This is a genomic window from Rhizobium sp. BK661, from assembly GCF_024808825.1.
GTDB lineage: Bacteria > Pseudomonadota > Alphaproteobacteria > Rhizobiales > Rhizobiaceae > Rhizobium.
Window position 1 is genome coordinate 56593 of the sequence record NZ_JANTYT010000007.1, and the last position, 19320, is coordinate 75912.

Here is a 19320-nt window from a genome sequence, read left to right on the forward strand (position 1 = left end):
CAGCGTGTTTAATTGATCAGTTTCATGCGGATCGCCTTGGCGACAAGCTGCGCCCGGTTCACGCAGTCGAGCTTTTTGATGGCGCTCGTCATGTAGGCGTTGACGGTGTGGTCGGACAGCGAAAGGATTTGTCCGATCTCGATGGATGTCTTTCCCTGTGCCGTCCAGCGGACGACCTCGCGTTCGCGGGCAGACAAAGGCGTGTGTTCGGCAAGCTTCGACTGCTTCGTGCGGTTATAGGCGTCGAGCAGATGGAGCGTCACCATCGTCAATTCGTTGAGTTCCGTTTGGGCAAGTAGCGGGCGGTCGCCGCCGAGCCAGAACAGGACACGCTCGCCGTCGCCTGCATAGGCAGGAACCGCGACGCCCGTCGGGATGCCGAAATTGCGCAACAGTTCGCTCAACTCATTCGGGAAAATAGCGGCCGAAGAATTGTCGAAAAGGCTCCACGAGCGCGGCAGCGCGGAATCGCCGATTCCTCCAGAAAGCATGGGAAAGCGCATAATTCGAGCGCGGTCGAACTGGTTGAAGTATTGAGATGGTATGGACGTTTCGATGAGTAGAGTTCTGAGAAGGACGCTCTCGGGCGTGGGCGCATGCATCAGCGTTATGTGCCGAAAACCGAAGGCACGTGCCACTTTGACTAGAACTTCTGCGTATTCGGCCCTGGTACAGGCAGCTGAAATCTCCGCGACGAGGGACATCTGCCGTTCCGAGGTAGTCACGTAAGACATCAATGCGTCCCTGCTTACCTTCAAGTTGCCGCGATAAAATATGCAAACTGATATATTTGCTAGTACGAAACGGCCTGGCGCGCAGTGATTAATTTCGATGTATTAATTTAACCACAGAATATCGATCTGCGGTTGTGTTTGAGCTTGCTTGGACCGCAACTCAGGGCGACGAACCTGCGAACGCGAAAGCGCAGAGGTCCGCCGCGTGACATAAAATTGGAGGCGCTCAGGGACGCGGCCCCGAATCATATTACAATTAAACCTAGTCTGTCGTTTTGCTCTTTTTAGTCAGTTGCTCGAGAAAGCCGAGCAGTACCGCCGAGACGACGAAGGCGAGATGCATCGCCGTCAGCCACATAATCTTACCGTCGGTATATTGTTCAGCGTTGAGGAAGACCTGCAGCAGGTGGATCGATGAAATGGCTACGATCGACGAAGCTACCTTGATCTTGAGGCTGCCTGCGTCGAGCTTGCCGATGAACGAGACATCGGTGTCACTTTCGTCGAAGCGGCTGACGAAGTTCTCGTAACCGGAGATCATCACCATGACGATCAGGCTGGCGACCAGCGCGGCGTCGATCAGCCCGAGCATGGCGAGGATCATTTCACCCTCATCGAGCACGAATACGCCGCCCGCGACCTTCAGGAATTTATAGCCGAATGAGACGGCATAAACCGCCAGCGCCAGGGACAGGCCGAGGTAGAAGGCCACGAGTATCCAGCGGCTAGAAAGAATGATGCGCTCGACAATGAGTTCGAGTGATTTCATGGCTTGTCCTCGTGACGTACGGAATCGATGCCTAGAGATAGCGGCTTGGATGAGCCTTGGGCAACCTGCGCACTATCCACAGTCGGCATATTTCGCTATCCCGTTGTAACAAATGGGGCGCCGATCGAGCGCGGAAAACTGGGGAACGGGGATGGCAGCATATAAGTCCGACATCGAGATTGCGCGCGCCGCTGAAAAGAAGCCGATCTTCGAAATCGGTTCAAAGCTTGGAATCCCTCAGGCGCAACTCGCGCCGTATGGCCACGATAAAGCCAAGCTCAGCGCCGAGTTCATCGCGGAGCAAGCTGATAAGCCCGATGGCAGGCTGATCCTTGTGACGGCAATCAATCCAACACCCGCGGGTGAGGGCAAGACGACGACGACAGTCGGTCTTGGCGACGGATTGAACCGGATCGGCAAGAAGGCAATCGTCTGTATCCGCGAGGCCTCGCTCGGGCCGTGCTTCGGCGTGAAGGGCGGAGCTGCCGGCGGCGGCTATGCACAAGTCATTCCGATGGAAGACATCAACCTGCATTTTACCGGCGACTTCCATGCGATCACATCGGCCCACAATCTGCTCGCCGCGATGATCGACAATCATATCTATTGGGGCAACGAGCAGGATATCGACCTCAGGCGCGTCACATGGCGACGCGTGATGGACATGAACGACCGGGCGCTACGCGAAATGGTCTCTTCGCTTGGTGGTGTCGCCAACGGCTTTCCCCGGCAGAACGGTTTCGACATCACCGTCGCTTCCGAGGTGATGGCGATCCTCTGCCTTGCCCGCGATCTCAAAGATCTGGAAGAGCGTCTCGGCAACATCATCGTCGGCTACCGGCGCGACAAAACGGCCGTCTATGCGCGTGATTTGAAAGCGGATGGCGCGATGGCAGTTCTTCTGAAGGACGCCATGCAGCCCAATCTCGTCCAGACGCTGGAAAACAATCCGGCTTTCGTGCACGGCGGTCCCTTCGCCAATATCGCCCACGGTTGCAACTCGGTGATCGCCACGAAGACGGCGTTGAAGCTTGGCGACTATGTCGTGACCGAGGCGGGCTTCGGCGCGGATCTCGGGGCTGAGAAGTTCTTTGACATCAAATGCCGCAAGGCGGGCCTCAAGCCGGATGCCGCCGTCATCGTTGCGACTGTGCGCGCGCTCAAGATGAATGGCGGTGTGAAGAAGGATGATCTTGGAGCCGAGAACGTCGCCGCGCTGAAGAAGGGCTGCTCCAATCTCGGCCGCCATGTCGCCAATGTTCGCAAGTTCGGCGTTCCCGTCGTTGTCGCCATCAATCACTTCGTCTCGGACACCGACGCGGAAATCATTGCGGTGAAAGAGTATGTCTCGCGGCTGGGAGCAGAGGCGATCCTCTGCCGGCACTGGGCGGAGGGCTCCGCCGGCATCGAAGAGCTCGCCTACAAAGTGGTCGAGCTCGCGGAATCGGGACAGTCGCGATTTGAGCCGCTCTACCCCGACGATGTTTCGCTGTTCGAGAAGATCGAGATAGTGGCTTCGAAGATTTATCATGCGGGGGAGGTGACCGCGGACAAGGCGGTGAGGGATCAACTCGTAGCCTGGGAGGAACAGGGCTACGGGCATCTGCCGGTCTGCATGGCGAAGACGCAGTACTCGTTTTCGACCGATCCGAACCTTCGGGGCGCGCCGGAAGGGCATATCGTCCCGGTTCGCGAGGTGCGTCTTGCGGCGGGCGCTGGTTTTGTCGTCGCCATTACGGGCGAGATCATGACCATGCCCGGCCTGCCGAGGTCACCGTCGGCGGAGCGGATCTATCTCAACGATCAGGGCTACATCGAGGGACTGTTCTAGGGCGGCGACGTTTCGAAACTGAATCAAGCCGCTGACGGCTTGATTCAGAGGATTCGCGCAAGTCGCTGAAAACTAATGGCAATACCGATAGCCGCCCTTGCGCTCCAGCACATCGAGATGGAAGTGGGTTTCGTGCGCAGCGTCGCTTTCCGGGTCGAGGACCGTGGTAAAGAAGAGGCAACCCGCGGCGCTCACCGTGCGCTGGAACGCACCGATCAATGTGGAATCCTCGCGTCGCGGTTGGACCGCGATGTCCTTCCCTTTTTCAAAGCTGAAGCTCGCAACGTCAATCGCATTGCCACGAGCGTGCTCAGACACCTTGCCGGTTTCGGCGCCATTGCGCAGGCGGCAGATGTAGGAGGAAGCCTGATTGACGCCGATGATATTTCCCTGATCAGGCGCGGCAATGCGGGCGGCGGGAATCACGCTTTCTTTCATCCAGCGGGCAAGGGCCAGCGCGACCGGGCAGCGAAAGACGGCGTCAGGCTTTATCGTAATGCCGGGCAGCACCTCGGACACCTTGATTGGTTTGTCGATCCCGCAGCCGTTGCCATCATCGATACGCGATATGTCCTTGAAGACGACGCCAAGATTCTGCAACTCCCTCACACATTCGGAGTGCTCGGCATCACTCTCTGCGGCAATCGTCAGATGCTGTTCTTCCAGCGTTTGTTGTGACGGAAGCTTCGGCCCCTGCTTTTCCGGGATGGCAGAGGATTTCGGAGAATCCTCCGTGACCGGCGGCGTTTCGGGCTTGCCGCTTTCGGGTTTCTGTTCGGGTATCGGGGGAGGTGCCGGTGCGGACGTTGTCGTATTTGATTTACCGGGGCGAGTTGCCGGGAGAGGGCCGTTTTCCGGCAGGCGTGCACTGGTCAGGAACCCTATGCAACTCAGTGCCGCTAAAATCACAACGATGTTCTTCACGCATCCACCCGTTGTACGTTGCCCCGGGACAGAACGCATGGATGCGGATTTCGTTGCAATTTCGCAACGTTGATGTCTATGCTCAAAAAGATGATTTATTAAATCAAGATAACGGTGATCCGATATATTGACAATTTGAGTCATGTTTTTTATGCGGCAAAAAGAAGGCGAAAATCTTCGTCTGAAAGCCTAGCCAGCCCATCGAAACGCGGACGCGTCACGACCAGCCAGCCCGGTGACATTTCTCTCAAGGGGTTGACTTCATGATCGTCCGGCACTCGCGCTCGGTTCTACTTGCCTGCACGGCACTTGCCATTGTTACACCTTCCGCCATCGCCTTTGCACAAAGTGCGCCCTCGACTGCCCAGACAGCCGAAGAGCAGAAGGCGGCGCCAGAGGGGGATACTTTCCTCTCGCCCATTATCGTGAAGGGCAGCCGACAGGCGGCCAACGATCCCTACAACAAGCCGGGACCTTCCAGCACCGTCACGGCGGACCAGATCAACCTGCAGGCCGGCCAGGGTACCGACGATCTGCTGCGCAGTGTTCCCGGGACGTCGACGGCCAACAATCCGCAGAACCCCGGCGTTGCTGTCAACATTCGCGGTTTCGAAGGCTCCGGCCGCGTGAACATGTCGATCGACGGCGTTCGCCAGAATTTCCGCTTCACCGGCCATGAGGCGCAGGGCTTCACCTATGTGGACCCGGCGTTCCTGGCGGGCATCGACGTGACCCGCGGCGCAGTCACCGGCATCGGTGGCGGGGCACTGGCCGGTACGGTCAATTTCCGCACCTACGACATCGATGACCTGATTCTAGGTGATAAGAACTACGGCGGCATCGTCTCGGCGACGGTCGGAACCAACGAACTCGGTTGGTCCGAGTCGGCCATCGGCGCTTACCGGTTCAACGATGTCTTTGCTGTTCTCGGCGGCATCAGCAAGAGTGATCCGGGCAACTATGAGAACGGCGACGGCGTTACCGTCCCCTATACCGAGCAGGACCTGCTTTCCGGCATGCTGAAGGCAGAGATTACGCCGAACGCCGAAAACACGATCAAGCTCGGCGGCATCAGCTATGACAACGACTTCCTCGCGAATTCCTATTTCCAAAACGTCAAGAACAAGACGTTTGCCGCGAGCTACGCCTATACGCCTGGCGACAACGAGCTCATCGATTTCAAGACGAACTTCTACTACAACCGCCTTGAGATGCAGTATGACACGAACGCCACGGGCGGTGGTACGGCCGCCGGTCGCCGCATTACCGACACGGGCATCGGCTTCGACGTCTCCAACACGTCCAAATTCGACATTGGCAACGTTGCCGTTTCCACCAACTACGGTGTCGAATACTTCCACGACAAATACGATGTGATCAACAGCCGGACGCAGCCTTCGGGTGGCGTCAACGGTGATGGCAAGAGCGGCATCCTCGGCGTCTTCGACACGACGACGTTCACCTACGGCATGGCGGACCTGACGCTTGGCCTGCGCTATGACCATTTCGATCTCGACGGCTCGGGCTCGGTCGTTGCCAGCAACCCCCTCGGAATGCCGGCCGGTCCTTACACCGTCGATAAGTCCGATGGGCGCCTGAACCCAAGCGTCACCTTCGCGCTGAATCCTACTGAATGGTTCCAGCCTTATGTGACATATGCCGAGACGCAGCGCGCACCGACGATTAGCGAAACCTTCGCCGGCGGATCGCATCCAGGCGCTACGGGGCAGGCCTTCTTCCCGAATCCCTTCCTTGAGCCGGAAACCTCCAAGGGCTGGGAAATCGGCGCCAACATCAAGGTGGATGGCATTCTCGATGCCGGCGACAGTTTCCGCTTCAAGGCCAACTACTTCAACGACCGCATCGACAACTACATCACCGGTGCGTTTGCGGGCGGCGGCAGGCAGACCTTCTTCGTCAACAATCCCGGCACGTCGAAGGTGGACGGTATAGAAATCCAGGCGGCCTATGATGCCGGCTTCGTCTTCGGGGAGCTTGCCTACACCCATACAAACACCGACCTGCCTCCGCAGATCAACGGCTTCGGCGTGCAAAGCTTCCTGCCGGAAAACATCTTCAGTGCCACGCTCGGCGGTCGCTTCCTTGAAGATCAACGCCTGACAGTCGGTACACGCCTATTCGCTGCCGGACAGGCAGACATTGGACAAATCAATGCAACGAATGGCGGACGGCCGCGATTCATGAGCGGCTATGGCGTTGTCGATCTCTTCGCCAACTATCAGTGGGAGAACGGCCTGGAGTTGACGGCAAGCGTGACCAACGTCTTTGACAAGACCTACACTCCGGCCTCGAGCACGATCCAGACGACGACGATCGATACGGGTCGCGGCCGGACATTCATGGTGACTGCGAAGGCCTGGTTCTAAACCAAAGCTTAGTCAAGCGAAGGGCGGCCATTGTGCCGCCCTTTTCATTCCCAGATTCGGCCCTTGCGCTCGGTTCGATCTCACGCTAACAATTTCGCCCATGAACACGTCCTTGAACATTGCAGTTTGGTGGTGGGCTCGCTGAGGCGGCCTCGACCAATCGTGTCCAAAGACGACGAGTGAGCCGCCCGGAAAACGCCAGGCGGCTTTTTTGTTTTTAAGGCTGCCTGTCATCCGGGCCCGATAACGGAGTGGAACAATGGTAACGATCCTTCGGGATGACGGAGCGGAAATCTACGAGACACGAGGTGGCATCACCGTCACCCGGCAGCGGCGGGCGATCCCCTATGGCGATGCGGTTTCGTCCTATGTCGACAAACTCGACGAGCGCCGCGGCGCTGTCTTCTCGTCGAACTATGAATATCCGGGCCGCTACACCCGTTGGGACACTGCCATCGTCGATCCACCGCTCGGCATTTCCTGCCATGGCCGCGAGGTCTGGATCGAAGCCTACAACGAGCGCGGTGAGGTGATTCTCTCCTTGATTGCCGAGCGCCTGAAGACGATTTCAGACCTGGTGCTCGGTGGTTCCACGACCCGCCGCCTCGACCTAACGGTGAAGGCGCCGGAGCGCGCGTTTACCGAAGAGGAACGCTCGAAGATTCCGACTGTCTTCACCGTGCTGCGCGCCATCACCGACCTCTTTTATTCGCAGGCGGATGCCAACCTCGGGTTCTACGGTGCCTTTGGCTACGATCTCGCCTTCCAGTTCGATGCGATCAACCTGAAGCTGACTCGCCCGTCCGACCAGCGGGACATGGTGCTCTATCTCCCGGACGAAATTCTCGTCGTCGACAACTACTCGGCCAAGGCCTGGATCGACCGCTACGATTTTGAAAAGGACGGGCTGTCGACAGAGGGCAAGGCCGGCGACATTCCGGCCGAGCCGTTCCAGCGCACCGACGCCATTCCGCCGAAGAGCGATCATCGCCCGGGGGAATATGCCGACCTCGTTGTCAAGGCGAAGGAGAGCTTCCGCAAGGGTGACCTTTTCGAGGTGGTGCCTGGGCAGAAGTTCATGGAGAGGTGCGACAGCAAGCCGTCCGACATTTCCAAGCGGCTGAAGGCGATCAATCCGTCGCCCTATTCCTTCTTCATTAATCTCGGCAATCAGGAATATCTGGTCGGTGCGTCGCCTGAAATGTTCGTACGCGTCTCGGGCCGCCGCATCGAGACCTGCCCCATTTCAGGCACGATCAAGCGGGGCGACGATCCGATCGCCGACAGCGAGCAGATCCTTAAGCTGCTGAACTCCAAGAAGGATGAATCCGAACTGACAATGTGCTCGGACGTCGACCGCAACGACAAGAGCCGCGTTTGCGAGCCGGGTTCGGTGAAGGTCATCGGTCGCCGCCAGATCGAGATGTATTCGCGATTGATCCACACCGTCGATCATATCGAGGGCCGACTGCGCGACGATATGGATGCCTTCGACGGCTTCCTCAGCCACGCCTGGGCCGTGACTGTCACCGGCGCGCCGAAGCTCTGGGCGATGCGCTTCATCGAGAGCCACGAAAAGAGCCCGCGCGCCTGGTATGGCGGTGCCATCGGCATGGTCGGCTTCAACGGTGACATGAACACCGGCCTGACGCTGCGTACCGTCAGGATCAAGGACGGGATCGCGGAAGTGCGGGCAGGGGCGACCTTGCTCAACGATTCCGATCCGAACGAAGAAGAAGCCGAAACCGAACTGAAGGCCTCCGCCATGCTTTCCGCCATCCGCGATGCCAAGGCCGGCAATTCTAGCAAGGTTAGCCGCGACGTTGCTGCCGTCGGCAAGGGCGTCAAGATCCTGCTCGTTGATCACGAAGACAGCTTCGTCCATACGCTTGCCAACTACTTCCGGCAGACGGGCGCCACCGTTTCTACGGTGCGCACGCCAGTGCCGGAGGAAATCTTCGACCGGCTGGATCCCGATCTCGTCGTGCTGTCGCCTGGGCCGGGCAATCCGAAGGATTTCGATTGCAAGGCGACGATCAAGAAGGCGCGGGCGCGCAACCTACCGATCTTCGGTGTCTGCCTTGGCCTGCAGGCACTGGCGGAAGCCTATGGGGGCGAGCTCAGGCATCTGGCGTTGCCGATGCATGGCAAGCCGTCGCGCATCCGGGTGCTGGAGCCGGGAATCGTGTTTTCTGGTCTCGGCAAGGAGGTGACAGTCGGGCGCTACCACTCGATCTTTGCCGATCCTTCGACGCTGCCGCGCGACTTCATCATCACGGCGGAAAGCGAAGACGGCACGATCATGGGGATCGAGCACGAGAAGGAGCCGATCGCCGCGGTGCAGTTCCACCCGGAATCGATCATGACGCTCGGCGGCGACGCCGGCATGCGGATGATCGAGAATGTGGTGGCGCATCTGTCGCGCAAGGCAAAGACCAAGGCGGCGTGACCACGACAGCACTCGGGATTTTCTGAGTTGGCAGTTCCTGAATTGGGCGATGTGCTTTCCTCCGGTCGAGGAGAGCACGTTCGCTGTCGACGCTCCCAGAAGGTCGGTGCCCATGGCGTTAAGCGGTTGACTCCTGACGTCAAATCAGAACATTTCAAGAACGATAAATGAGGAATATCATCGTGGCTGCTGAGAAGTTTATCGTCCTCCCGTACCGCAAGAACCGCGGCAACCTTGTGCCAGGTGAGATGCGCCAGGCATCGAACGCGGTCAGTGCGGAGAAGATTGCGACCTCGATGGCCTCGCGCTTCGTCGGTGTTGCGGCTTATGCCGTAATGGTCGACGAGGAGACTGGCGATATGTCGTCGCCGCGGCTGCTTGCCCGGCATGGTGAGATTGCCGACCTCAATTCCTGATCACAGCGCAATGGAAACCTCGCTCTATTTGCCGGTCAAAGCCTTCCTGGAAGCGGCGGGCTATGTCGTGAAAGGCGAAATCGGCGGATGCGATCTCGTCGGCCTGAGCGAGGGAGACCCGCCCGTCGTCGTGGTGTGTGAGTTGAAGCTGAGTTTCAACCTCGAACTTGTGCTACAGGCGGTCGATCGAGCAGCGGTAAGCGATGAAGTGTGGATCGCCGCTCGCGTTTCCGCCAAGGGACGGGGGCGCGAGGCTGACAAGCGCTATCGTGATCTCTGCCGTCGGCTGGGGATCGGTATGCTGGGTGTCTCCGATGCCGGCGAGGTCAGTGTCATCGTCAGCTCGGTCTCGCCGATGCCGCGCACCAATCCGAAGCGTCGGTCGCGGCTTGTTAGAGAGCATCAGCGTCGGCGCGGTGATCCGGTGGTAGGCGGCGGCTCGCGCGCCCCTGTCATGACGGCCTACCGACAGCGGGCTCTGCTCTGCGCCGCTGCGCTACAGCAAGGGCTGGTGCGGCCCCGCGACATGAAGGCGCTGGCGCCGGATGCGGGCAACATCCTGCTTGGCAATGTCTATGGCTGGTTCGAGCGCCAGGAGAAGGGCGTCTATGCATTGACGCCAGCTGGCGAGGCGGCCCTCCTTCGGTGGCCGCAAACAATCAGCGTTGCTGTTGAAAGGGACTGCGCTTCGGGGGCCTTCAGCGCCGTGGGCTCGGCAGAGAACTCCTGACGACCTAGTCAGCTCTGCTCAACTCGAAGTCCACCGCGGAGCTACGCGCTCTCCAGATATGTTGGGTCGGCCTTCCGTAAGGCAACCTTTATAGGCAGCGCATGGTCAAGCCTCCGTGATGCCCTAGCTTAGCCGTCGTGCGATGCTCGCTGGGCCCGCAGCGGGTCCGGCCGAGAAATTGACGCTCGACGATGGTTACTTTCACGCTCAATGGACAGACGACAACTTTCGACGGTGGTCCGGACACTCCGCTTCTTTGGGTCATTCGCGATTTCGCGCAGCCTGCCCCGCAAGTTGAAGAGGCGCCTGCAATATCCGGCACCTAGCCGCCCAGAGTATTGCCGAAAGTCGGTCAACTTTTCCGTGGAGTGCCGGTTAGGACTTCGCACAGGCTGTTTGACAAAATAAGCATTTTGGCACATATCACCGGCCATTGGCCGCCTGCGCGATTTTCGCGTGGGCGGTTTTGCGTTTGAATGGCATGGTTTCTGCAATTCGTTCGCATCCGCACTGAAGATCGGCGCAGGGGTATCGATATGAACGGAAAAGGAAATCTCACGGTTCGGAGGCTGGCGCTCTGGGGGATCCCGATGTCGCTCGGCGTCATGGGTCTGAAGATGGTTGCATGGTGGGTGACCGGTTCGGTGGCGCTGCTGTCGGACGGACTCGAATCGACGGTGAACGTCGTCGCCGCCTTCATCGCATTCTTCGTCATCCGCTATGCGCAAAAACCGGCCGACCACGATCACCCCTTCGGCCATCACAAGGCGGAATATCTTTCGGCGGTCACCGAGGGCGTGCTGATTGTCGTCGCGGCGCTGTTGATCGTCAACGAGGCGATCGGGCATCTTTCCGATCCGCGGATGCTGGATGCGCCCGTGCTCGGCCTTGCCATCAACTTTGTCGCCGGTGTGATTAATGCGGTTTGGGCGCAGTTGCTGATCCGGACCGGGCGCAAGTATCGCTCGGCAGCGCTGACAGCGGACGGCCAGCACATTATGTCCGACGTCGTCACGTCCGTCGGAGTCCTCATCGGTCTGCTGCTGGCGCTAGCCACCGGTTACGCGATCTTCGACCCCGTGCTCGCGATCCTGGTCGCCATCAACATTCTCTATCAGGGCTGGAAGGTCATCTCGCATTCGATTGGCGGATTGATGGATCAGGCCGTCACACTCGAAGAGGAAGAGGCGATCAAGCAGGCCATTGCCACCCACGCCGCAGGCTCAATCGGGGTTCACGATCTGAAGACCCGGCGCGCGGGCGCCGTCACCTTCGTCGATTTCCATCTTGTCGTGCCCGCCGCCATGTCTGTAAGGCAGGCGCACGATATCTGCGATCGCCTTGAAGATGCCATCCGTACCGTGCATCCGGGCTCCAGCATCGCCATTCACGTGGAACCCGAGGGCGAAAAGGCCCACGGCATTCGCGTCAAAGTCATCAAGGAGGCTTGAATGCCCACAACAGACGTATCCAACCTGTCCATGCTGGGCAGCCAAACGGAATCACCCAAGTCACCCGAGGAAGCGGTGTTGGAGAAGGTGCCCGCGAGCCACGTCGGCACCGACTATGTCGTCCGCTTCACGGCGCCGGAGTTCACGTCGCTTTGCCCGATGACCGGTCAGCCGGATTTCGCCCATATCGTCATCGACTACATCCCGAACGAATGGTTGGTGGAATCGAAGTCGCTGAAGCTTTTTCTGCATGCGTTCCGCAACCATGGTGCCTTCCACGAGGATTGCTCGATCTACATCGCCAAGCGGCTGGTCGAGTTGCTCGATCCGAAGTGGCTGAGGATAGGCGCCTACTGGTATCCGCGCGGGGGCATTCCGATCGACGTCTTCTGGCAGACCGGCAAGCCGCCGGAGGGCGTGTGGCTGCCGGATCAGGGCGTTGCGACTTACCGCGGCCGCGGCTAGGAGCTTTTGCGGTGTGGGCGTTGACTAGGCGGAAGCTGTCGCTGCGGGCTCAGCATCGGACACGAAGCTCGCTCGGTCGATCTGCAGCGGGCGCTTTTCGCCGCCGAGCCAGCCTCTGACAAGATTTCTCGCCTTGATGCTTTCAAGCCAGAGCCGCAGCAGGTTCTTGCGCAGCCTGCCTTGCGGCGTGAAAGCTCGGTCTATGGATTTGCGCACAAACGCCGACCTGTCGGCGCTACCGTCGAGGAATTGCATCTGGACGACGGGTGCCGGCTCGATCTGGTAGGCCTTCAGCCATGCGCGATGCCAGAAATAAGCGTCGATGAGGGCGTAGTTCTTGGTATCTGCCAGCATTTTCGCAGCCGCACGCGGACCGATGATGTAGCCGGCGGTGCCGACGCGGTTCTGAAACACCCGCGTCGCGCGATGGATGCCATCGGTCCAAACGGGTGACCTTGCGAGGATATGTGGGCGAGGCGCGAATTCCAGATCGTAGACCCGGTCCCAGTTGTCGCCGCGGCCTTTGATGCTCCTGATCGCGTCGTTAAAGTTCTCGGATAATACCGCGTCGTCTTCGAGGATCAGTGTTCGTTCGTTTCGTTCGATGATGACTTTCCAGGCCATCCTGTGCGAGGTGAAGCAGGCGACATCCTCGCGCAGTGTCGGACTCGGCCAGGTGTTTGCTGCCTTCTGGCACTCTTCGACGGACAGGTCGCCTGCTTCGAACGCGTCCAGAAACTCGAAATCCAGTCCCAGCTTTTGCATTTGCCGCGATTGAAACTCTCGTCTTTTTTCCTCGGCTTTCCGACTGATAATGAGGATCTTCACCGCTGCTCCGCCAGATAGGTCATGTCGCCGGACCTTATTCGTCCGCTCCCGGCTTATCAATCGGCCTCCCGTTGTGCCCACCGAAACCTAGCCGGCAGCGAAGACGTATTTCGTCACAGACGATGTGCGCAAAGGCCCCGCGCTCCCATATCTCAGGTTCGCGGCGACGCGAGCAGCTAAGCGTTGAAGCTGTCGTCATTGCCGAAATCGGACTGATCATCGTCAGCAACGTCGTCGTCGTTGTTGTCGTAGCTGGCCTGCTGCACAACGTCAGCGTCGTCGTTGCTGTTATCGTCGTTGTTGCTATTCGCGGCGTTGCCGGCTGCCTGCTGCTTGTCGCCGTCGTTATTGAAATAGTTGTTGATGACGGTCTCTTCGGTCGGCGCGTTGCCGAAGGGATTGTTGCCGGCGAGCGGCGAGCCCCAGCCAAGCGACGATGCGTGGCTGCCGAAAATACCGCTCAGCGAATTGGCAAGCAACATGCCGCCGGCGACGCCGGCTGCGGTTCCGAGCGCGCCCTGCAAGAAGCTGCCGCCAGCGGAGGGGGAGGCCGCCGGTGAGCTCCATGGTCCGGTAGGCTGCTGTATTGCGCGAGGCGTGGCATCGAAGCCGCGGTCCTGCTGGATTTGCTGCCGCGGGGTACTTCCCCAAGGACCCGTGGAAGGCGTCGGAGATGCCGGCTGCTGCGGCGTCTGGCTGCTGCCGAAGATCGAACTGAGGAAGCCGCCGCCCTGTTCGGCCTTGTGGTATTCGCTTTGGTCGGCCTCGAGCAAGCGAACGCGCTCTTCCAGTTGCTTGATATGATTGGCTGCCGCTTCCAGCCCCTTTTCCTGCACGATCACGGCCTGTGCGAGATAGTAGGCGGCGTAGGGCTGCTGACGTGTTCCCTGATCAATCAATGCCTCGGCGTCATGGTCACGCGGCGTCGTCGAGGCGGTGCGGACACGGTCGAAAAGGGCCGTCAACAATTGGCGTTCTTCGGGGGACATGGCCGGTCTCCTTGTTTCTCGCGATCGTTCGCTAAGAGATGACGTAGGTATGGATTTCGACTTTTCAAAGCCACGCCAAGTTACATTGCGGTAATCTGGCCTGGCTGCCTAACCATATCTTCACCCGTTCCGTGGCTTGTCTTTTTCCCGCATTGTTTTACGCATGGAGTCGCACTATGTGCGGTGAACCGAATTGGACGTAAGAGAGGTTCGAATGTACGAAGAAGAAGAACAGGACGACAAGACGAAGGAACTGCCGCTCGGCAAGGAAACGGAGGCGAACCTTTTCAAGTCGCGTTCGATCTTCATCTACGGGCCGATCACGCAGGAACTGGCGCAGAAAGTCTGCACGCAGCTTGTGGCGCTCGCGGCCGCCAATGACGACGATATTCGCATCTACGTCAACTCGCCCGGCGGTCATGTCGAATCCGGCGATTCGATCCACGACATGATCAAGTTCATCAAGCCGAAGGTTTGGATGATCGGGACCGGCTGGGTCGCCTCGGCCGGCGCGCTGATCTATGTCGCGGCGCCGAAGGAACAGCGCATTTGCCTGCCGAACACGCGCTTCCTGCTCCACCAACCGTCCGGTGGCACGCGCGGCATGGCGTCCGACATCGAAATCCAGGCTCGCGAGATCATCAAGATGAACGAGCGCCTGAACAAGATTATGTCGGAAGCAACGGGGCAGCCTTACGAGAAGATCGCTGCCGATACCGATCGCGACTACTGGCTGTCCGCCGAAGAAGCCAAGGCCTACGGCCTCGTTTCGCGCATCGTGACGTCGCAGTCCGAGATCTGATTTTTGCACTATGAGAAGCGCCCCTGCTTGCCGGAAGGCAGGCGGGGGCGTTTTTTTTGTGTTCCGCGACCAAACCGCGGCGAGGTGCCCAATCTGCATCACGAGCACCCGCACGCTGGTGTCGAAAGCGCTTTCGTTCCAGTCGCGCGGGAGATCGAACGGCTCCCACACTTCCGGGCTGCAGGGCGAGACCTTCTATGGTGATGGAACTGCGGACTTTTCGACCAACGGACAGGAGTTGATCTTCGTGGGTCCGGCACGCCTAGGTGCACGGAGCAAGTTGATGGTACCGAATGGTGTCAATCTGCACTTGCGCAACTCCGCCTGATACGGCTTCCATGCGGAGTTTCCGCTCCTCGAGTTGCGCCATGCTTAAAGACTTTTCCATTCAGAGCCTGTTCATGGGCATCCTCACCACCTTCGTGGGATTTGCCAGTTCCTTTGCGGTTGTGCTGCACGGCCTGCAGAGTGTCGGCGCGACGGATGCGCAGGCGGCGTCGGGCCTCATGGCTTTGTCGATCGCACTGGGGCTTTGTGCGATCGTGCTCAGCACCGTGACGCGCCTGCCAATCAGCATCGCCTGGTCCACCCCGGGTGGCGCCTTGCTGGCAAGTACCGGCGTTGTCGAGGGTGGGTTCAATGCGGCGGTCGGCGCGTTTCTCATCTGTGCGGTGCTGATCGTGGTTGCCGGCCTGTTCAAGCCGCTTGGTCGTGCGGTTGCGGCGATCCCCGCGCCGCTGGCCAACGCGATGCTCGCTGGTGTGCTGATCGGTTTGTGCTTTGCCCCTGTCAGGGCGATTGGGTTCAACCCGTTGCTTGGTTTGCCGATCGTACTCGCATGGATCGTCGTCGGCGCATTCAAGCGGCTCTGGGCGGTGCCGGCGGCACTTGCGGCTTTCGTGCTGGTGGTTGCCTTCGCCGTGGACATTCCCGATGGTGCGATCGGTTCGATCGAACAGGCGCTGCGGCCGCCCGTCGAGTTCGTGATGCCTGTCTTCAATCTGCCGGCTTTCGTCTCCATCGCGCTGCCACTTTTCATCGTGACCATGGCCTCGCAGAACATTCCCGGCATCGCGGTCCTGAAGGTGAACGGCTATGCGCCGAAGCCTGGGCCGCTGTTTTCGGTAACTGGCCTGTTCTCGATCCTCGCAGCGCCGTTCGGCGGTCATGCGGTGAATCTCGCCGCGATCACGGCGGCGATGTGCGCCGGTCAGGATGCGCATCCCGATCCGGCGCGGCGCTATTGGGCCGTTCTCGTCTCGGGCATCTCCTATGTCATTCTCGGGTTGCTCGCGGGTGCGGTGACAACCTTCGTGGCTTTAGCGCCGCCGATCCTGATCCAGGCGGTGGCGGGTCTGGCACTGGTCGGTGCATTTTCAAGTTCTGCCATGTCGGCTTTCCAGGCACCGGAGTCGCGGGAGGCTGCGGCCATCACCTTTCTGGTGACGGCATCGGGCGTGTCGTTCGCCGGTATCTCCGGCGCCTTCTGGGGATTGCTTGCCGGCGGTTTGATGCTGGCGCTCTCGCGTTTTGTGCAAGCGGCGAAAAAATAGACGGAGGGATTGCCAGTTTTTTGTACCCCGGTTATACACGCTGCCATGAAGAACACGGGCATCATCATTTCTGAGCAGGTTGCTCGCGGGCGCATCGCGCTGCGTGACAGCACGCGCGCCCTTACCTCGCTTCTTCTCCTCGGCCTTACGCGCGGTTGCCGGGTCCGTTGAGGAGCGCCCGGCGGCCGAAAGCCCGCCCAGGCCATCGCTCCTCGTGACCACTCCCGAAACTGATCAACCGGATGCTTAGCACCGGATTCGTCATCGCCAAGCCAGGCCCGATACGCTATGACGCGGCTGGCCAGATGACGGGAAGAGGAAGAGAACACATGGACACGAACACCCGCTCCCAAACCAAAGGCATGCCCGAGGCGGCGATCAAGTATCGCGCCTATCCGCAGGTGAACATCCCTGACCGCACCTGGCCGTCCAAGACGCTGACCAAGGCCCCGGTCTGGTGCTCAGTAGATCTGCGCGACGGCAACCAGGCGCTGGTCGACCCGATGGGCCACGACCGCAAGGCCCGCATGTTCCAGCTGCTGCTCGACATGGGCTTCAAGGAAATCGAGATCGGCTTCCCGTCCGCATCGCAGACCGACTTCGATTTCGCGCGCTGGTGCGTCGAGCAGGGCAATGTGTCTGACGATGTTTCGCTGCAGGTGCTGGTGCAGTGCCGCCCGGAGCTGATCACCCGCACCTTCGAGGCGCTGGAAGGCGCGAACCGCCCGATCGTTCACTTCTACAATTCGACCAGCGAATTGCAGCGTCGTGTCGTGTTTGCCAAGGATGTCCAGGGCATCAAGCAGATCGCCGTGGATGCTGCGAAGATGATTTCAGACATGGCGGCAAAGGCCGGCGGCGGCTACCGCTTCGAATATTCGCCGGAAAGCTTCACCGGCACCGAACTCGATGTAGCGCTGGAGATCTGCAACGCGGTGATCGAGGTGATGAAGCCGACGCCCGACAACAAGCTGATCATCAACCTGCCGTCGACAGTCGAGATGGCAACGCCGAACGTCTATGCCGACCAGATCGAGTGGATGTGCCGCAATCTCGACAATCGCGAGAACCTGATCATTTCGCTGCATCCGCACAATGACCGCGGCACCGGCATCGCCGCCGCCGAACTGGCGCTGCTGGCGGGCGCTGACCGCGTCGAAGGCACGCTGTTCGGCAACGGCGAGCGCACCGGCAACGTCGACGTTGTCACCATGGCGCTAAACATGTTCACGCAGGGTGTCGATCCCGAGATCGACTGCTCAAACATCGTGCGCATGAAGGAAGTCTTCGAATATTCGAACCAGATGCCGATCGGCGAGCGCCACCCCTATGTCGGCGAACTGGTCTATACGGCGTTCTCCGGTTCGCACCAGGACGCGATCAACAAGGGTATGAAGGCGATCAAGGTCGCCAACCACCCGGTTTGGGAAGTGCCTTACCTGCCGATCGACCCGCAGGATGTCGGCCGCTCCTACGAGGCGATCATCCGTATCAACTCGCAGTCGGGCAAGGGCGGTATCGCTTACATCCTGCAGCAGGATTACGGGCTGAACCTGCCGCGCAACCTGCAGGTCGAGTTCCGCGAGGACATTCAGAGGATCACCGACGAAGAGGGCAAGGAGTTGCCGTCGAAACGGATCTACGACCGTTTCATCGAGCGCTATGTGACGCAGCCGGAAGGCCGCATCAAGTTCGTTGACCACCACACCTATGCGGATCCCGAGCACAAGGGGCAGCGCATCGTTGCCGCCGAGATCACCGATAACGGTGAGACGAAGCGTATCGAGGGCAGGGGCAACGGCCCGGTCGATGGCTTCATAAACGCGCTCTCGCACTATCTCGGCATCGACATGTCGGTCGAGGACTATTCGGAGCATTCGCTGCAGCATGGCTCGAACGCTGCCGCGATCTCCTACGTCGAGACGTCCTATCCTGATGGCAAGCTCTTCGGCGCCGGCATCAGCACCAACATCGTAGGCGCTTCTCTCGAAGCAATTGTGTCTGCAGCGAACCGCGTGCTCGACGTAAAGGCCGGCAAGGCCTGACGCGATCTGTGCAGCGGAGTGTTCCGCTGCACATTCTCGTAAATAGTGTGGGAAAATTGGGCGACGTCCTGAGGTCGGCCGCTCCGTTGCAGTTCGTCCGGGGATCAGATGGATGTTGCAACCTGCATGGCGAGTTGGTCGAGCGACGCTTCCGACGACGGGCCGACGAGCACATAGGATGTGCCGGCATTATGCCAGGAGACCACGCCGATCTCATCCTTGATTGTTTCCCTGAAGTCGTCGGCCTCCGAGGGCAAGTTGTCCTTGCGGAAACAGATCGAGGCGAGGTCGCCATCCGAACTCGTGTAGACGAGCTGACCGACCGGTCGGCCGTCGCCGATAAAGACGCGTGCACCCTGGAAGGTCCAGCCCTGGTCTGAAAGGTCGGGGACTCGGAACGCAACGCCCACTGTCGACGTCAGCCAGGTGGAAATTTCTTCCGCCTGCGTCGAGGGAACCTCGACAATATGGCGCGGCTGGCGCGCGACAAGCCGCTGGTTGGCGATAACGTCGATCAACCATTCGCCGGAATCCGGGGCGGCTTCGATCGTTGTTGAGGCGCCCGACTTCATTGCGCCAGTGCTGCCGGCGGCGAAAAAGCCGATGCCACAGCCGGCGATGAAGAGGATGACGGCTGCCGCCAGAGCCTGTGGCCCCGTCGGCGTAAGCTTGAACGAGGGCCGTGAAATGCGCGGTGCGACTGGAGCCTTTGGCGGCTGTGCACTCTTGATCGACCGAACGAGGGCGAGAGGAACCGGTTCCTTGAGAACGTCGTCGAGGCGGTGCTTTCCGAAGTCGGCGCCGTGCCGCAGCTTGTCGTAGAGCCGCTTGGCGCCTTCGTCGGTGGCCAGGCGCTGCTCGAGTTCGTGCTTCTGTTCGGCCGTCGTCTCGCCATCCAGCAGGGCGGCTAGCTGTGCATCGAGCGGCAGTTTTTTGAAATCGAGCAA

The 19320-nt window shown here is 59.8% G+C and carries 16 protein-coding genes and 1 pseudogene; 11 read left to right on the forward strand and 6 right to left on the reverse strand.

Annotated features, from left to right (window positions below; genetic code table 11):
- Positions 1 to 8 precede the first annotated feature (8 nt).
- On the reverse strand, positions 9 to 734 hold the full coding sequence (locus FHX16_RS16410; RefSeq protein WP_183861245.1) for a LuxR family transcriptional regulator: 726 nt from the start codon (positions 732 to 734) through the stop codon (positions 9 to 11).
- Between the two features lie 262 nt (positions 735 to 996).
- Positions 997 to 1503, reverse strand: a complete 507-nt coding sequence (locus FHX16_RS16415; RefSeq protein WP_183754114.1) for a TIGR00645 family protein — start codon at positions 1501 to 1503, stop codon at positions 997 to 999.
- 151 nt (positions 1504 to 1654) lie between these two features.
- Between FHX16_RS16415 and FHX16_RS16420 the strand changes: the two genes are divergently transcribed.
- The gene (locus FHX16_RS16420) at positions 1655 to 3334 is read left to right on the forward strand and encodes a formate--tetrahydrofolate ligase (RefSeq protein WP_183754116.1); all 1680 of its coding nucleotides are present in this window, start codon (positions 1655 to 1657) and stop codon (positions 3332 to 3334) included.
- 72 nt (positions 3335 to 3406) lie between these two features.
- On the opposite strand, the gene FHX16_RS16425 is transcribed toward FHX16_RS16420, so the two are convergent.
- Entirely contained in the window at positions 3407 to 4258 is an 852-nt protein-coding gene (locus FHX16_RS16425) for an extensin family protein (protein ID WP_183861429.1), read from the reverse strand.
- Positions 4259 to 4521: 263 nt separating this feature from the next.
- Between FHX16_RS16425 and FHX16_RS16430 the strand changes: the two genes are divergently transcribed.
- From FHX16_RS16430 to queF, 7 genes and pseudogenes are all read left to right on the forward strand, one after another.
- On the forward strand, positions 4522 to 6645 hold the full coding sequence (locus tag FHX16_RS16430; protein WP_183861243.1) for a TonB-dependent receptor domain-containing protein: 2124 nt from the start codon (positions 4522 to 4524) through the stop codon (positions 6643 to 6645).
- A 259-nt stretch (positions 6646 to 6904) separates the two neighbouring features.
- Entirely contained in the window at positions 6905 to 9094 is a 2190-nt protein-coding gene (locus FHX16_RS16435; RefSeq protein WP_183861241.1) for an anthranilate synthase, read from the forward strand.
- Between the two features lie 179 nt (positions 9095 to 9273).
- Complete coding sequence (locus tag FHX16_RS16440) at positions 9274 to 9510, forward strand: hypothetical protein (protein WP_183861426.1); 237 nt, start codon at positions 9274 to 9276, stop codon at positions 9508 to 9510.
- 10 nt (positions 9511 to 9520) lie between these two features.
- A complete protein-coding gene (locus FHX16_RS16445; RefSeq protein ID WP_183861239.1) occupies positions 9521 to 10240 on the forward strand; it encodes a DUF2161 domain-containing phosphodiesterase in 720 nt (239 codons plus the stop codon).
- A gap of 191 nt (positions 10241 to 10431) precedes the next feature.
- Positions 10432 to 10515: pseudogene (locus FHX16_RS31430) on the forward strand ((2Fe-2S)-binding protein); the annotation flags it as partial.
- A gap of 261 nt (positions 10516 to 10776) precedes the next feature.
- On the forward strand, positions 10777 to 11691 hold the full coding sequence (emfA, locus tag FHX16_RS16450; protein ID WP_183861237.1) for a CDF family cation efflux transporter EmfA: 915 nt from the start codon (positions 10777 to 10779) through the stop codon (positions 11689 to 11691).
- Complete coding sequence (queF, locus tag FHX16_RS16455; RefSeq protein ID WP_183754127.1) at positions 11692 to 12156, forward strand: preQ(1) synthase; 465 nt, start codon at positions 11692 to 11694, stop codon at positions 12154 to 12156. It abuts the gene before it with no gap.
- 24 nt (positions 12157 to 12180) lie between these two features.
- On the opposite strand, the gene FHX16_RS16460 is transcribed toward queF, so the two are convergent.
- On the reverse strand, positions 12181 to 12984 hold the full coding sequence (locus FHX16_RS16460) for a glycosyltransferase family 25 protein (RefSeq protein ID WP_183861235.1): 804 nt from the start codon (positions 12982 to 12984) through the stop codon (positions 12181 to 12183).
- A gap of 176 nt (positions 12985 to 13160) precedes the next feature.
- The gene (locus tag FHX16_RS16465) at positions 13161 to 13973 is read right to left on the reverse strand and encodes a DUF2076 domain-containing protein (RefSeq protein WP_183861233.1); all 813 of its coding nucleotides are present in this window, start codon (positions 13971 to 13973) and stop codon (positions 13161 to 13163) included.
- Positions 13974 to 14187: 214 nt separating this feature from the next.
- On the opposite strand from FHX16_RS16465, the gene FHX16_RS16470 reads away from it, so the two are divergent.
- The 3 genes from FHX16_RS16470 (at position 14188) to leuA (ending at position 18373) form a co-directional block, all read left to right on the forward strand.
- Positions 14188 to 14775, forward strand: coding sequence for an ATP-dependent Clp protease proteolytic subunit (locus tag FHX16_RS16470; protein WP_114713385.1), 588 nt, complete (start codon positions 14188 to 14190; stop codon positions 14773 to 14775).
- A 368-nt stretch (positions 14776 to 15143) separates the two neighbouring features.
- Positions 15144 to 16328, forward strand: coding sequence for a benzoate/H(+) symporter BenE family transporter (locus tag FHX16_RS16475; protein ID WP_183861230.1), 1185 nt, complete (start codon positions 15144 to 15146; stop codon positions 16326 to 16328).
- Between the two features lie 329 nt (positions 16329 to 16657).
- A complete protein-coding gene (gene leuA / locus FHX16_RS16480) occupies positions 16658 to 18373 on the forward strand; it encodes a 2-isopropylmalate synthase (RefSeq protein ID WP_183861228.1) in 1716 nt (571 codons plus the stop codon).
- A gap of 104 nt (positions 18374 to 18477) precedes the next feature.
- On the opposite strand, the gene FHX16_RS16485 is transcribed toward leuA, so the two are convergent.
- Positions 18478 to 19320: an anti-sigma factor gene (locus FHX16_RS16485; protein WP_183754144.1), complete on the reverse strand. Its 843-nt coding sequence runs from the start codon at positions 19318 to 19320 to the stop codon at positions 18478 to 18480.

Coding starts and splice junctions, on each gene's coding strand:
- FHX16_RS16410 (WP_183861245.1), bottom strand. CDS start 734: ATGTCTTACGTGACTACCTCGGAACGGCAGATGTCCCTCGTCGCGGAG.
- FHX16_RS16415 (WP_183754114.1), bottom strand. CDS start 1,503: ATGAAATCACTCGAACTCATTGTCGAGCGCATCATTCTTTCTAGCCGC.
- FHX16_RS16420 (WP_183754116.1), top strand. CDS start 1,655: ATGGCAGCATATAAGTCCGACATCGAGATTGCGCGCGCCGCTGAAAAG.
- FHX16_RS16430 (WP_183861243.1), top strand. CDS start 4,522: ATGATCGTCCGGCACTCGCGCTCGGTTCTACTTGCCTGCACGGCACTT.
- FHX16_RS16435 (WP_183861241.1), top strand. CDS start 6,905: ATGGTAACGATCCTTCGGGATGACGGAGCGGAAATCTACGAGACACGA.
- FHX16_RS16445 (WP_183861239.1), top strand. CDS start 9,521: ATGGAAACCTCGCTCTATTTGCCGGTCAAAGCCTTCCTGGAAGCGGCG.
- emfA (WP_183861237.1), top strand. CDS start 10,777: ATGAACGGAAAAGGAAATCTCACGGTTCGGAGGCTGGCGCTCTGGGGG.
- queF (WP_183754127.1), top strand. CDS start 11,692: ATGCCCACAACAGACGTATCCAACCTGTCCATGCTGGGCAGCCAAACG.
- FHX16_RS16465 (WP_183861233.1), bottom strand. CDS start 13,973: ATGTCCCCCGAAGAACGCCAATTGTTGACGGCCCTTTTCGACCGTGTC.
- FHX16_RS16470 (WP_114713385.1), top strand. CDS start 14,188: ATGTACGAAGAAGAAGAACAGGACGACAAGACGAAGGAACTGCCGCTC.
- FHX16_RS16475 (WP_183861230.1), top strand. CDS start 15,144: ATGCTTAAAGACTTTTCCATTCAGAGCCTGTTCATGGGCATCCTCACC.
- leuA (WP_183861228.1), top strand. CDS start 16,658: ATGGACACGAACACCCGCTCCCAAACCAAAGGCATGCCCGAGGCGGCG.